At 51.8% G+C, this 13,062-nt stretch carries 18 protein-coding genes and 1 pseudogene; 7 read left to right on the top strand and 12 right to left on the bottom strand.

Annotated elements, in window-relative coordinates:
* Positions 1-74 precede the first annotated feature (74 nt).
* On the bottom strand, positions 75-485 hold the full coding sequence (locus LIW51_RS34620; protein WP_227380085.1) for a winged helix-turn-helix domain-containing protein: 411 nt from the start codon (positions 483-485) through the stop codon (positions 75-77).
* Between the two features lie 162 nt (positions 486-647).
* Positions 648-1,919 carry an MFS transporter gene (locus tag LIW51_RS34625; RefSeq protein WP_227380086.1) on the bottom strand — a complete coding sequence of 424 codons (1,272 nt, stop codon included), beginning with the start codon at positions 1,917-1,919 and terminating at the stop codon, positions 648-650.
* A 295-nt stretch (positions 1,920-2,214) separates the two neighbouring features.
* Here LIW51_RS34625 and LIW51_RS34630 point away from each other — a divergent pair, with 295 nt between their 5' ends.
* Entirely contained in the window at positions 2,215-3,573 is a 1,359-nt protein-coding gene (locus LIW51_RS34630) for a bifunctional metallophosphatase/5'-nucleotidase (RefSeq protein ID WP_368411913.1), read from the top strand.
* Between the two features lie 39 nt (positions 3,574-3,612).
* Here the strand turns inward: LIW51_RS34630 and LIW51_RS34635 are convergent, their stop codons facing one another.
* Together LIW51_RS34635 and LIW51_RS34640 are read right to left on the bottom strand one after the other, a co-directional pair.
* The gene (locus tag LIW51_RS34635) at positions 3,613-4,119 is read right to left on the bottom strand and encodes an NUDIX hydrolase (RefSeq protein WP_227380088.1); all 507 of its coding nucleotides are present in this window, start codon (positions 4,117-4,119) and stop codon (positions 3,613-3,615) included.
* A gap of 128 nt (positions 4,120-4,247) precedes the next feature.
* Complete coding sequence (locus tag LIW51_RS34640) at positions 4,248-4,742, bottom strand: GNAT family N-acetyltransferase (RefSeq protein WP_227380089.1); 495 nt, start codon at positions 4,740-4,742, stop codon at positions 4,248-4,250.
* Positions 4,743-4,845: 103 nt separating this feature from the next.
* Between LIW51_RS34640 and LIW51_RS34645 the strand changes: the two are divergent.
* Positions 4,846-5,007, top strand: a pseudogene (locus LIW51_RS34645) (SOS response-associated peptidase family protein); the annotation flags it as partial.
* Here LIW51_RS34645 and LIW51_RS34650 read toward each other — a convergent pair.
* The 5 genes from LIW51_RS34650 to LIW51_RS34670 form a co-directional block, all read right to left on the bottom strand.
* Entirely contained in the window at positions 4,973-5,797 is an 825-nt protein-coding gene (locus LIW51_RS34650) for a serine hydrolase domain-containing protein (RefSeq protein WP_227380542.1), read from the bottom strand. The pseudogene LIW51_RS34645 and the gene LIW51_RS34650 sit on opposite strands and share 35 nt — an antisense overlap.
* Positions 5,798-6,023: 226 nt before the next feature.
* Positions 6,024-6,467 carry a GNAT family N-acetyltransferase gene (locus LIW51_RS34655; RefSeq protein WP_227380090.1) on the bottom strand — a complete coding sequence of 148 codons (444 nt, stop codon included), beginning with the start codon at positions 6,465-6,467 and terminating at the stop codon, positions 6,024-6,026.
* A 133-nt stretch (positions 6,468-6,600) separates the two neighbouring features.
* On the bottom strand, positions 6,601-7,164 hold the full coding sequence (locus LIW51_RS34660; protein WP_227380091.1) for a GNAT family N-acetyltransferase: 564 nt from the start codon (positions 7,162-7,164) through the stop codon (positions 6,601-6,603).
* Positions 7,165-7,275: 111 nt separating this feature from the next.
* On the bottom strand, positions 7,276-7,851 hold the full coding sequence (locus LIW51_RS34665) for a GNAT family N-acetyltransferase (protein WP_227380092.1): 576 nt from the start codon (positions 7,849-7,851) through the stop codon (positions 7,276-7,278).
* 211 nt (positions 7,852-8,062) lie between these two features.
* A complete protein-coding gene (locus tag LIW51_RS34670; RefSeq protein ID WP_227380093.1) occupies positions 8,063-8,368 on the bottom strand; it encodes a MazG nucleotide pyrophosphohydrolase domain-containing protein in 306 nt (101 codons plus the stop codon).
* A 281-nt stretch (positions 8,369-8,649) separates the two neighbouring features.
* On the opposite strand from LIW51_RS34670, the gene LIW51_RS34675 reads away from it, so the two are divergent.
* Genes LIW51_RS34675 through LIW51_RS34685 form a run of 3 tightly spaced genes read left to right on the top strand, consistent with a single transcriptional unit; the run spans position 8,650 to position 9,973 of the window.
* Entirely contained in the window at positions 8,650-9,363 is a 714-nt protein-coding gene (locus LIW51_RS34675; RefSeq protein WP_227380094.1) for a class I SAM-dependent methyltransferase, read from the top strand.
* Between the two features lie 28 nt (positions 9,364-9,391).
* A complete protein-coding gene (locus LIW51_RS34680; protein ID WP_227380095.1) occupies positions 9,392-9,781 on the top strand; it encodes a hypothetical protein in 390 nt (129 codons plus the stop codon).
* Between the two features lie 45 nt (positions 9,782-9,826).
* The gene (locus LIW51_RS34685; protein ID WP_227380096.1) at positions 9,827-9,973 is read left to right on the top strand and encodes a hypothetical protein; all 147 of its coding nucleotides are present in this window, start codon (positions 9,827-9,829) and stop codon (positions 9,971-9,973) included.
* 22 nt (positions 9,974-9,995) lie between these two features.
* Here the strand turns inward: LIW51_RS34685 and LIW51_RS34690 are convergent, their stop codons facing one another.
* From LIW51_RS34690 to LIW51_RS34700, 3 genes are all read right to left on the bottom strand, one after another.
* Positions 9,996-10,619, bottom strand: a complete 624-nt coding sequence (locus tag LIW51_RS34690) for a class I SAM-dependent methyltransferase (protein ID WP_227380097.1) — start codon at positions 10,617-10,619, stop codon at positions 9,996-9,998.
* Between the two features lie 269 nt (positions 10,620-10,888).
* Entirely contained in the window at positions 10,889-11,437 is a 549-nt protein-coding gene (locus LIW51_RS34695) for a hypothetical protein (protein ID WP_227380098.1), read from the bottom strand.
* 208 nt (positions 11,438-11,645) lie between these two features.
* Entirely contained in the window at positions 11,646-11,936 is a 291-nt protein-coding gene (locus LIW51_RS34700; RefSeq protein ID WP_227380099.1) for a hypothetical protein, read from the bottom strand.
* Between the two features lie 286 nt (positions 11,937-12,222).
* Between LIW51_RS34700 and LIW51_RS34705 the strand changes: the two genes are divergently transcribed.
* Both LIW51_RS34705 and LIW51_RS34710 read left to right on the top strand, forming a co-directional pair.
* Positions 12,223-12,561, top strand: coding sequence for an ArsR/SmtB family transcription factor (locus tag LIW51_RS34705; protein ID WP_227380100.1), 339 nt, complete (start codon positions 12,223-12,225; stop codon positions 12,559-12,561).
* Positions 12,558-13,061: an SRPBCC family protein gene (locus LIW51_RS34710; RefSeq protein ID WP_227380101.1), complete on the top strand. Its 504-nt coding sequence runs from the start codon at positions 12,558-12,560 to the stop codon at positions 13,059-13,061. The genes LIW51_RS34705 and LIW51_RS34710 overlap by 4 nt, the downstream gene beginning before the upstream one ends.
* The last annotated feature ends 1 nt before the right edge of the window (position 13,062 follow it).

A 13,062-nucleotide genomic window follows, 5' to 3' on the forward strand; every position in this document is an offset into this window, starting at 1 on the left:
CTTCATGCAGCTGGGTTGAGACAGAGTCTTCTCCGGTTCGGAACCGATCCGTCGGATTCTGACGGCGACCGTAACTATCGATTGGCAAGATGAACGTGGATGAGTCGGTTACATTCTTTCTCGTTGCAAACGGGGCAGACCTCATTCGCTGTGTTCTCAGATGCTTCGGCACGTGCACTAGCACTCTCAGAATCGGCATCAGCAGCGGCAAGAATGACACGTTCACCAGCATGCCCAAGATCATACCCGTCGTCAGTCTCATGGACAAACCGCTCACGAAGCTTTGAGAGGTGGTAATTGAAACGGCCAGTATCACGGATGCCGACCCGTTCACGGAGTTCCGAGAACGTGAGTGGCTTCTCGGCAGTCGCTAGTGCACGCAGGATTGCAATGCGATGTTCGCTTGCGAGCGTGCTGAGTGCATCGACGGCAGTCTCACGAACACCATCACTAGGCGCCTCAGAGGCGTGCTTTGTGGGATACATAACTACCTGTCCAAGAGATGGTGTGACATACTTTTTGGAACTGATCAAAATCACGTCATAATCTGCGTGGTGAATCGATCGCTTTGATTCTGCTTGGTAGTCTTCACTAGGAGAAACAGACGTCGAATTCTACGTTGAGTCACTTATTCTGACGGGTCTATCCTATTCACCGCCAAACGCGCCTGATGCCACGGTGGTTGGTGGTTCAAATCGACGAAGGGATGGGACGAGAAGCCAGTACATCGCCATCAGAAAAATACCAATCCCACCTGCAACCATGACTGATTCACTGCTGATGTACTCTCCGAGCACACCGCCGCAGAGCAAGCCAGCAGGAACAACGATATTTGTTGCACTGCTGATAACAGCTGTCACGCGACCAAGAAGTTCGTTCGGAATGGCCGTTTGCAAGACCGCAAGCACACAAACACTGTAGATGCCGATCGGGATGCGTGAGACAGTCAACAGGAGTATGGTGGGTACGCGCCCTGGAATTACGATTGCACCGAGCCAGAGGACGCTTGAACAGACGAACCCACCGATCGTGAGCCAGCCGAGTGGAAGATGATCAACCATCGACGCACTCACCGAACCGAGGACAACACCAATCGTGAGCCCTGCAAGCAACAAGCCATATGTCTCCGCTCCACCAATATGAGCGGCAAAGGCAGGTAAAATCGCCAGCGTCACGCCCATGAGAAAGTTGGCCATCAAGCTTGCAATCAGCATATGGCCAGCGACTGATTCTATTAACACTGTAATGCCGTCGAGAAGTTCTGCTCGATACGTTGTGAGATCGAAATCAGTTGTCTCAGCCGTTCGATGTGGCACTGAAAGTATCCCAAAGCAAATCGCAGTCACAGCGAAGGTCCCCGCGTTCACAAGATAGAGGGAAACAGCACCGATGAATGCGATAAGGATGCCTGCCACGCCTTTGGCCGCTGCGTCAACGGCCTTTGTCGCGACAGAAAACACGGAATTTGCGCGGACAAGGCGTTCATCGTCGACGAGTCGAGGGAGTGTTGCCTGTTGGGCCGGTCCAGCAAAGAGATTGCTTATCGCCAGCAATGGCATCACCACCAACACTGCGTAGACATTCAGGTGATTGAGAAAGGCAGCCAGCGGGATCAGAAGGACGAGAATACCTTGGACGACCTCGGACAGGAAAAGGACACGATCGAGTTGTGCTCGATCAACGAGCGGTCCAACGAGAAATTGGAGAATGCCTGGTGCTTGGGCGAGAAAGCCAGCGAGTCCTGTATAGAATGTCGAGCCTGTGAGCTCGAACACGAGCCACATTGCCGCGACGTTATACAATCCATCACCGAGGATGCTGATCGTCCGGCCCGTGAGTAAATACCGAAATTGCTGGTTTTGCAAGACAGCAAGGCGCTGTCGAAGCGAATGGTGGCGATCAGATGCAACTGTCACCATCGCAACCACCGATCACGAGGCCTACGGTATTTCTGTGGCGTCGCCATTAATTTTCAGCCACGATAGTTGGGTGCTTGAACGTTCGGCGAACACTATTTCTGTAAAATTATTGAGATCTATTGAGAATCCGAACTTGCTCGAATTCGTTCGACGAGAGTATTGCAAACCACGCTGTCCGCATGCGCCAACATCTAAGGAAGGACAGAAATTGAACGAGATCATCCGGATCCAGTACCGAGTACAGTTATAGGCATGAGTACCATCTTTAATCTGCTGCGGAGAGAAGATGGATGAAATGGGAGTTCGTCTTCTCCACTATTCGGATGTTGAGAACGCCTACGATTCACCCGACCGAATCGGACGACTTGCCGGCACGATCCAGGCGCTTCGTGATGACACCACGCTGGTTCTCGGGACTGGTGATAATACTGCGCCAGGAGTGCTAGCACTCGTCAGCGAAGGACGACAATCACTCGACTTCTTTACTGCAGTCACACCTGACGCAGAGACGTTCGGGAATCACGACTTTGACTTCGGGCCCAATATCACACAAGAACTCATTCACGACTCGCCTCAGGTCTGGCTCAGCGCAAACATCACTGATGGTGACGCCGCATTCGCGGAGGTTCCATCGACGCTTGTTATCGAACGTGCTGGGACACGAATAGGGCTCACGGGGGTGACTGATCCTGAGACTGCAGACATTCATTCCAACGCTGGGCTGACAATCACTGATCCTGTCACCGCTGTTCAGGATGCGATCACGGCGCTTCAGGCAGAAGATATGGATCACATTGTGGTTCTCGCGCATCTTCGTGAAGAGTATGAACGTGAAATCGCCGAATCAACACCTGTTGACGTGGTTCTTGGTGGGCACGTGCATTCAGAGCGGTGTGAGCATATTGCTGGTACAGTCCTGCTTCGTCCCGGTGCAACGGGTCGCTCCATCTGGGAGGTGAATTTGAGCGATCATATTACGACTACTTCGCATTCTGTCGCTGATGGCCCTCTTGATGAGCACGTTGCAAACCGTCTTCGTGAGCGAATGGATGAGGCAGGGTTGACCGAGATGATTGCAACCGTCAAGGAGCCGATTCACCGTGACCAATACACTCGCTATGGAGGCGAGTGTCGTATCGCGAATTTTGTGACAGATGCGTATCGATGGGCGACTGGTGCAGATGTCAGTGTGGCCGATACGGGTGGAATTCGTGATGGCCCTCCACTTGCTGGTGAGGTAACGGTCGCAGATGTTATTGGCATCTCCCCATTTGAGGGCCAGCTCTATACGCTTGAAGTCAGCGGTGCCGAGATCCACACCCTCCTCGAGAACATGACCTGTCCCGAACACGCGCCACCAGAATTGCCATGGTGGGGGCACTTCAGTGGAATGCACGTCACCTGGGACCTACAGAATGAATCGGTTCATCAAGTAACTGTGAATAGTAGAGTTCTCGATCCAAATCGAGAGTATACCGTTGCTGCGCCGGGGTTTGTCGTGCAGTGGGATGGTGAATTTTCGCCACTCTCAGACGAGCATGTGATTGATGAGTGGGGTATTCAATACGAAGCGCTGCTCGACTACGCTCATGAACATGGACTTACTCCTTGCATTGATGGTCGAATTATCGCTGGTGAAGGTCACTCAGAGTAAGTGTGAATCCAATAGTGGTCTGAGAGTACAGAGAGAATGTTATTTGGTTGACTGAACTCGTTCGACGACCCGTTGTGCTAGGTCACGTTCGAATACGTTTGATGGGAGTGTCGTAAACCACTCTGCATCAGTAATCGGCTCACCTGGTTCGCCAAGATCCTCCCCAATCTCGGGTGACGTAGGAGAGGCCGAGAACAGAACAACGTTGAATGACCGAGTTCGACCATTGCACTCAACCCGATTTTGTACCACTGCATACGGGCGTTGAGGGACAATCTCAACGCCCGTTTCTTCTTTGGCCTCTCGAATAGCGGTCTCTGCAAGATCTTCACCAGGAATCACGGAACCACCAGGAAGCAGCCATGAACCGTCGTCTTCATGATATGCTAGGAGGATTCGATCATCGTCATCAAGGACGACCGTCGCGACGACCCACCCCGCGTTGAATGCTTCATTGTCGGCTAGGGCATCAAAGGTCGCAGTATCAACCTGCTCAGTAACCGTGTCCTCGATTAGATTTGAATATTGCTCTCGGGGATCGCTCACATTCATGTTCCTTCTCATTAGATGGGACTAGATATTTAGTATGATTAGCTGCCTAAATATAGATCGGAATTGAATCTTATTGACGTTTCTCTTTCGAGGTTGGTAGCGAGGGGTGCCAATCGGCACGCCTACAGACCCCGGACGAGGATGACGTCATCAATTTCCTGCTCGGTGAGTTCGACTGTCCGTTCTTCGTGGACGTTGAACCCGTGTTTGTCATAGAATGATCTCCCAACGTCGTTGTCCGCCATAACCGAGAGCCAGACTGATTCGTGGCCCGCCGCCCGAAAACTGTCGAACAATCGATTCAGGAGGTTCGTCCCGGCTCCCTTGCCCCAGTACTCCGGAAGGACGTAGATTCTCCCGACGACCGCATCAGCAGGCCCATCGTTACTCGGTTCTCCCTGAGCGAAGCCGACAACTTCGCCATCATCGACAGCGAGGAACATCGGGGCGTCGTCGCGGTCAATGGATTCTGTAAGTGCGTCTCGATCGTACCACATGCCGAGGATTTCGTCGACTGCATCTTCTCCGATGAGATGGTCATGTGCTTGATGCCAGGATGTGCGAGCAACCCGTTGGACTGACTCGACGTCCTCAGCTGTGGCCTCACGGAACTCCATTCGAATGGATACCAGGATCAAATTTATGAAGCTTATGCTGGCATGAACGATTTACTGATCCCTCCTTCCATACGTTGATGGGTCTGTAGCGCGTATTTGAGCTATGTGTGGGCGAACTGCACTCTTCATCCAGCAACAAGACCTCGAAAACCGCTTCGACGCACGAGTCGTCACTGACGGCGGGTATACACCGCGATACAACATCGCGCCCGGTGAGCCATTAGAAGTCATTACGAATGAAGCGGTCGATGAGATCGACCAGTACCCCCTCCATGGCTGATCAGGGTGTCCGAGTCAAATGGTTCGATCTCCCACCCATAGCCGTAGGCACGTTCAGTTCCATCAATGAAGCGCTTGAGCGTGCCGATCGGTGTCCGCAATCGTTTCAGCGGTACACTGTTCAGGCTTGGATTGTCTCCCATATGTGCCTGCAAGAACGTTGCTAGCTCCGTGACGCTCGATAGTAACCCACCGGGGCCGTGAAGGAGAGGGTTTTCTGCCAGCGTAGCCTCTGTGAATCCGTCGTTCTCCGAGAAGTAAGGTGTCATCACATCGGCTGACTCCTCTTCGATGACGGAGCTGTCATAGGTCGATCGAGACATCCCAAGTGAGTCGAAGATCGTGCGTTCCACGAACGAGGGAAAATCCATTCCAGTTACAACCTCCACAAGACGGGCCAACACGGCATACCCGGAATTGTAGTAGATGCACTGGTGGTAATCGGTCCTTCGTCGGTCAATCGTCCCATCAAGAAACGTGCGGAAATCATCCCATCCGTCGATTTCAGTGGCAATGAACGGGAGATCATCCCTCGGCATGCCCGATGTATGTGAGAGTAACTGGTGGATGGAAATCGGATCCCCAGGTGCATCCTCGAAATAGGGAACGTATTCCGACACTGCGTCTTCGATATCGAGTTGATTTCGTTCATCAAGAACCAACGTTGCCAAAGCGGTCACCGATTTAGCAACGGAGCCGACAGCATAGAGGGTGTCTGCCGTCGCGGGCTTCTCGGTGTCTACGCTCCGCTGTCCGAAGCCTCGACGGACGATAATTTCGTCCTGATCAGTTACGGCAACGCTCGTCCCTGGACAGTTCGCGTCCTCGGACTACGTTTTGAACCGGCTCATAGCGGCATCGATTTTTTCCTGTGAAAGATCCCTCGGTGGCATTGGTTACATCAACCGAGGTGCAAAACGACTAAATAGTGTCGGTCAATTGACCTCAGTCGTCTCCTCTAGAAGAGAGCCTCGGCGTCGTATTTGTCGCCATAGTGTGGAATCATACGTAAGAAAACCCAGTGTGAATATAAATACACCCCCTCGTTAGATTTCTTTCTCGATAACGTACCCCCCACCTGTCGTACTCTCGGTTCTCATAGTACTGGTGGATCTCCTCTTTCGCGAGTGGCGACGCCAATGCAACATACTCACAGTCGTTCTCGGTCGCCCACTGTTCAATGAACTGAATGAGCTCCGTTCCATAGCCTTCTTCTCTCCGGGGTTCATCGACAACGAGATCGTAGAGCCAGGCGTGGCGTCGATGATGGAGCAGTTCTCGTATTACAACACCCGCAACTCCAATAAGTTCGTCGTCAGCAAATCCGCCAAACAAGTGGTACTCTTCTTCGCCGGTCCACGCAACAATTTCGTCACGGTCACGGTCAGTCCATAGTTGTTGGAGGAGTGGGGCTGCCTCTTGGCGTTCACGCTCCTCTTCTAACATACGAATATCCATACACATTCGTATAGATAGGAACAGAAAAAAGTGAGCGGTAGTCGGTATCGATTTCCCTCTTAGAGATGGGTGAATGTTCGCTTCTGGATGGTACCATGGAAAACGGCCAGCATCCCTGGAATCACGTGAAATCTGCGTCAGCGTTTATAGCATCTGGATCCCACTCATCTGCAAGGATTCCGAAGTCATAGTAGCTCACATACTCACCATCGGAATAGAATTCGTCGCGCTGAAACCCTTCCTGTGTAAAGCCAAGCGAGTCCCAGATTTGCTTTGAGGCAGCGTTCGATTCTTGGACGCATGCAATGAGTTTGTGGAGACGTAGTTGCTTGAATCCATAGTCGACAATGAGTGCCACAGCGTCTGTTCCGTAGCCGTTACCCCATTCGTCCGGTGTAATCCAGAGGCCGATTTCACTCTTCCCTCGTTGATAGTCAAGTGAGAACAACCAGATGAGACCGACTAGCGTCTGATCGACGCAGATGAGAAAGTAGATGCAGTCCTCACTCTCCGTAACTCGTTCTTCGAGCCACGTCTGCTGTTGTGCGTGATTTGAGGGAGTGTATCGGCCAACGTTATTGCGGATTCGAGGGTCGTTGAACCCTTCTTGTATGAACGCAAGATCTTCCTCTTCGACCGTGTGCAGGCTAAGTGAATCGCTACGGAGATACACTGGACCGGGCATTAGTGTCAGTAAATGATGACCGTTATTATATATCTCCGGTTTTCAGTAATCAATATAGAATCTATTTTCCAACTGAGCGGTCTGACCTGCTCAATACTACATACAGCGAAACTACTTCTCAGCGAAATACTGTTCTTGCGTGATGGAGAAATGATGAGAATCAAGTGGCTCACCACCATCAGGAATCCGCCAATTTCGAAGGACTCCCGCGTAGTCCCCGCCGTGTGCCTCAATGAACTTCTCGATAGATCGGCGTGATCGTTCGTTTTCAACTGCACACTCAGCTTCGACGACCTCCAGGTCGAGATGCTGAAACGCAAGCTCTGACAGAGCATGGAAACAGTCGTCCGCATATTCACGTCCCCAAAACGGCTTGCGGAGGTACACTGCAAGTTCACCAGCGCGGCGAGACCAATCGATTGCTAACTCTGTTTTCCCAGCGAATTCACCTGCTCTATCTTCGCCAGGTTGAGGCCGAACGATATAGTTCGCTGCGTCGCCATTGCGCCATTGCTCGCCAGCCTCTTTGAGGAGCGATTGTGTCTCGTGGAGCGAGGTATGCGGTGACCAGAGGACGTACTCGGTCGCTTCTTCGATGTTCTCTCCTTGTGCAAGGTGAGTATAGAGGGTTCGTATCGAATCGGTGTCCTTACACAGCCGTTCGAAACGGAGTCGAGTGGTTTCCATTTTCCGTGGAAATAGAGAATCCACAGAGAGGTTGGTCTCAAAGTCAATCTCATCATGCAAGGTGTCCGTCATTGTGGGTAGGTACCAGGCACCACCCTATGATTGTTATTGACATACGATAGCGTGGCTCGATGAAAAAGACGCACCACAAAGCTAACGTTCACAGTCTATTCATGAGAAATTCAGCGCATGTACTGATTGTTGACTAGAGTTATTCTCCTGAAGAGGGACTGTCTTTCTCTTCGATTCGCTCACCGTATTTTACCAGAGATTGATCAAGTGCTTCACCCGCATTGATATCAAGCGATTCTGCGACAGCGAGCAAGGAAAAGAGAACATCACCTATTTCGTCTGCTTCAACATCAAGCTGCTTCGGATGGTCACCATAATTGGTTGATTCGGTCGCGTTTTTCGCCACTTCTCCGAGTTCAGAAACCAAATCAAGGAGTCGAAATTCCGGAGGTGTTTGCAGATCGTGCTCTGTAATAAACTCGGCTACTTTTTGCTGCTCTTCCATAACAACCACTCTCAGAGAATAGGCAAAATAGTGGTGAATTCGCATCACGTGCTGCGCATAGATCGATAGCAGGGTCCCCCGGGGGTTGGTCACTTCCGTTTACGATATTAGCTAGTGGTCACGTTGGATTAGGAAAGGTTGCGCGTCTGTTCAAACGTGCAACGGCGTTTACCAGATTGCCTCTGACTCGAATTGAAGTGTAGCTCTAGCAATCACACCCTTCGTTATTCGGTACCGACTAACAAACCAGTTTTATTATATTTGGTAGTGTGTCACAGATTGTGTCACGAGACGATCCCCTTGGTCACGCGATCCGCGACCACTACCACGGAGAGCAAGATGAACCGCTCATCGACCACGACGGCACCGAAACCCGTGAGCAGCCAATCGAGCAATTCTATTTCGGCGAGTTCGATCCCGAAAGCGACGCTGGTGCGTGGGAAGAATCCTGGCTCGACGGCCCACTGCTTGACATCGGGGCAGGAGCGGGCCGAGATACACTCTACTTCCAAGAGCAATTCGAGACAGTTGCGATCGAGATCAGCGAATATCTTGTCGAGACAATGCGCGACCGTGGGGTTCGGGATGTGCGCCACGTCGACATGTTCGAGCTGCGTGAGAACTTTGCTCGTGACCGATTTCAGTCAGCATACGCGTTTGGGACACAAGTCGGCCTCACCAAATCGATGCCCGGGCTTCGAAAGTTCTTGGGCGATCTCGCATTCGTGACGACATCCGACGGAACCGCGTTGATACACGGCTACGATCCAGAGCAAGACGCCACCACAGAAATTATTGGATACCGGGATGACCCGACACCGGGTCTTGCGTACCGCGTCTACCATACAGAGTACAAAAACGATAGAGAAACGCTCCTGTTCCGTCTATTCAGTCCTGACCGACTCCAAGAAGCAGCGGTCGGGACTGGATGGGAAGTGGTAGAGGTAAGATACGGATCTGAACGCACATACACTGCAGCACTCGAAAAACTCTGAATACTGCAAACGAACACACACTGACACAATGGTTCGAACACTCCCGATTAAGACAGTGCGTCCGAGTCAGCTTTATCTCAGTAGTCAGAAGCTCGCTGCTGTCCTTGAGTGGTTTGATTTAGCCAATCCCTCATACGATCCACTTCTGATCGCAGAATATGACGGAAAGCTATATCTCCTTGATGGGCATATGCGGGCTTTTGTCGCTTATCTCGGTGGAATCGAACAAGTACGAGTCACACAAGAACAGAGCATTCTCGAGCAGGAAGACAAGCAGGTATACCTCGAATGCTTTAGTTGGTGTGCAGATGCCGGACTTCGAACAATCAGTGATCTAAGCGGGCGTATCCTCAATCCAGAAGCGTATCAAAAGCTGTGGATTAATCGGTGTCAGCGGGTAGTAGAGCGGCTTGAGTAGACCATAGATGAACGCGATCCGGTTTGCGACGATCACCCACCGAGCATGGCAGGAATAGATTTTGCGACGGTGTTCGCGGCACTCGCAAACGTTGGGTGGTCTGGCACAGCGACGTTGGAAATTGGCACCGAGGATTACGACACGATCGCACTTGGAAAGCGCTACGTCAAGGAGCTACTTGATGCGATCTGAATCAGCCGATCAGGAGACGTGCCTAGGTATCAAGTTGGGTCGAGAAGAACACGACCTGCTCATCGTCCCCAGCGAACGTCTCGGTGATTTCCCACTCGTCTACGATAATCAAACCAGCGTTCCGTAACTGTTCTCGTGTGGCTTCTGCTCCAGCGATATTCCACTGCATCTCAACACCAGTTCCGAGCCAATCAGAATTCGACCCACTCCATTCGTCCGGACGTTCGGCGAGGAGTAATCGTCCATTCGGACGCAAGACGCGCACAAACTCGTTGATGACCGCTTGATGCTCCTCCAGTGGAATGTGAATCAACGAGTGGTACGCTGTGATCGCATCAAACATACCGTCTTGGACTGGAAGATTCGTCATATCGCCTTGTATGAGCGACGCATGGGGAGCATTCTCTGTTGCTAAGTCCAGTTGTGAACGAGAAAAATCCAGCCCGGCTGCGATTGCCGATGCGTTCAGCTGGCGGAGGACTGGTGTTCCCTGTCCGCACCCAGCATCAAGAACACTCGCCGATTTCGGAAGCAGTCTGAGAAAGTGGTCGAGTATATCTTTTCCGCGACCCGCTTCAGACCGTTCCGCGGCGTATGTCTCTGCCAGGTCATCGTAACTGCGGCGAACGGTGTCCTTATCAACCATTTTTAAAATTTACTGATCCACAACTATTCAATTTTTTCATGGGAGTGTTCGATCCCATTTTCACTGATCGACAGTTCGCCCGTACCGAACAAATCCTTGCTCACGATTGGATGCAGTAGAGTCTGCGATATACGCACCACGACCTGCACAAAGACCAAGACAAGGATACTGGGGTGATTCCTACTTCCGCCTACCATTTACTACGGAAGAAAATCGGCTTCATACTGAATAAATATGTCTGCTAACAGATGCTCACTCAAATATCAAATCTATACTAGCGCCGCTGGTTCGCGCTTTTCTACGATAACTGGAATGTCTGTCGTATACTCCTTCCCTTTGAACATCAGCGTCACGGTCACGTGGTTGGGGAGTTTCGCCACGATCTCTTTCCGTGTCACAGCTGGTCCATTCGGGGCGGTCGAGACGTATGGCTGTCCGTTTCCTCCCGTTCCAGACGAGATGTCCTCATGTGGACCAAAGTTTCCATTAATGTACTGCTGGACTTTCTCTGTCGCGATCGATCCACATTCGAGTTCGGCCCACTGCTCGAACGGCAGTGTGGAATACTCGGCCGGCCCCTCGGAGTCCCGAGCGATTACGATTTGGACTTCATTCGATTTGGGGAGATACTTGACGTCCTCGCTTGCTACCGTTTTTCGTACGGTAAGCGGTTTGCCGGTCGCTTGGATGCCCGAGAGCGGGGAGAAAACGGAGGCGATTCGCGCCGTGGTGTATCCGTCCGACTGAGCCCCGACGAGACCGAGACTTATCGACGCGCCGCCCACTGCGAGGAGGTTCCGTCGTGAATACCGACCCATAACAAATAGTTATCTCATTTACTATTAACTGTGTTGTTCACTTAAATTGTGATTTGACGGATCGCGGTGTCAAACAATAGCGACAGAAGTCGGCGATTAATATCATCACGAACTTCGCATAGATCACCATGGTGGTTCCGTGGAGTGGCCAATTCTGCTTATGAGGTTATGGAGTAGAAATCGGCTTCGGGCGGATAGAAGGCGTGAACTATGCAAGTTTTCCGTTGCCAGAGCGGCTTTTCTTGTAGGACCACAGTGCGACTGAACCATAGACACTGCCGAAACCGATGATGACTGCGGGTATAAGGACGATCAGGGATGTTGGAGCGGCAGTTGGACTAATATCGAGACTCGTCGCAATGGTCCACCCAGTTGCTGCCATCACAAGACCAGCGGTGAAGAGGAGAACGAGATTGTGAATCGTAGTGAGCGACCACATTGCTTTCTTGCGAGAGTCGGCAACGAATCGTGAGGCAATTTGTTGAAGGAATCGTTTCATAGTTGAATAATCAAATGACAACACTATAACTCTTTGCTATTCCGGGATTGAATGGTAAAACAATTCGGGTGAAAGTGAGGAGAAAGCACTGCGCACAGATCAATTCGGGGGTACCGGGGGGAGCCCACTTCCGCTTACGGATTTAGGTGGAAGAAGATACGCTCTATACTGCTTGGGAGAGTGTATCTGCATTTCCTTCTGTCAAGAGCCGCTTTCCCCGCCAAATCGACGAGTGAATTCGTTTAACCTATAGGTTTAATATCTTCTGAACCGTATATTCGATTGGATGGTTGAACAACAGGCGAATGACCTGGATCTCGATGTAATCTTCAAGGCATTAGCCCATCCGATCCGCCGGGAGATCCTCGAACAACTCGCCGATGGCCCCGAAAGTGTTGGTGAACTGGCCGAGCCACACGACGTCTCGCTGACGGCAGTCTCCAAACACCTACATGTGTTGGAGGATGCAGGCTTGCTCGATGTCGAGAAGGACGGCCGAGTTCGACGATGCCACCTTGATGCCGCGCCGCTGAGTGAAGCCTTTGGATGGCTGACTCGGTATCGCGTGCTCTGGGAGGACCGCTTCGACGCGTTGGCCGACCATCTGGAGCAAGAAGACCAATGATAGATAACGCTGACAACCAGAGCAAATCGATGGACGAAACCACCACAAACGAAGACCGAAGCATTACCGTAACCCGCGTGATCGAGGCCCCACCAAACAGAGTCTACGAAGCCTTTGTCAACCCCGACGAACTCGCCACATGGCTCCCGCCGGAGGGATTCTCCGCCGAGATCCACGAATTTGACGCCACGGAGGGTGGAACCTTCCGCATGTCGTTCAACGCCGACATCGAAGAGTTGGAATCGTACGCCCATACGTTCCACGGGACATACGAGGAACTGTCCCCTGGCGAGCGAATCGTCTACACTGAGGAATTCGAGAGTGACGATCCCGGAATGGCCGGCGAGATGACGACCACGGTCACTTTCGAAGATGTTCCCGACGGGACCGAAGTCACCGCTCGTCAAGCAGGGATTCCCGAGGCCATTTCGCCGGAGGATGCCAACGAAGGGTGGAATGACTCCCTCGAAAACCTCGCGGATATCGTCCAGGAGGCGTAAC

The organism is Haladaptatus halobius, assembly GCF_020618475.1.
In the GTDB taxonomy this organism is placed as follows: domain Archaea; phylum Halobacteriota; class Halobacteria; order Halobacteriales; family Haladaptataceae; genus Haladaptatus; species Haladaptatus halobius.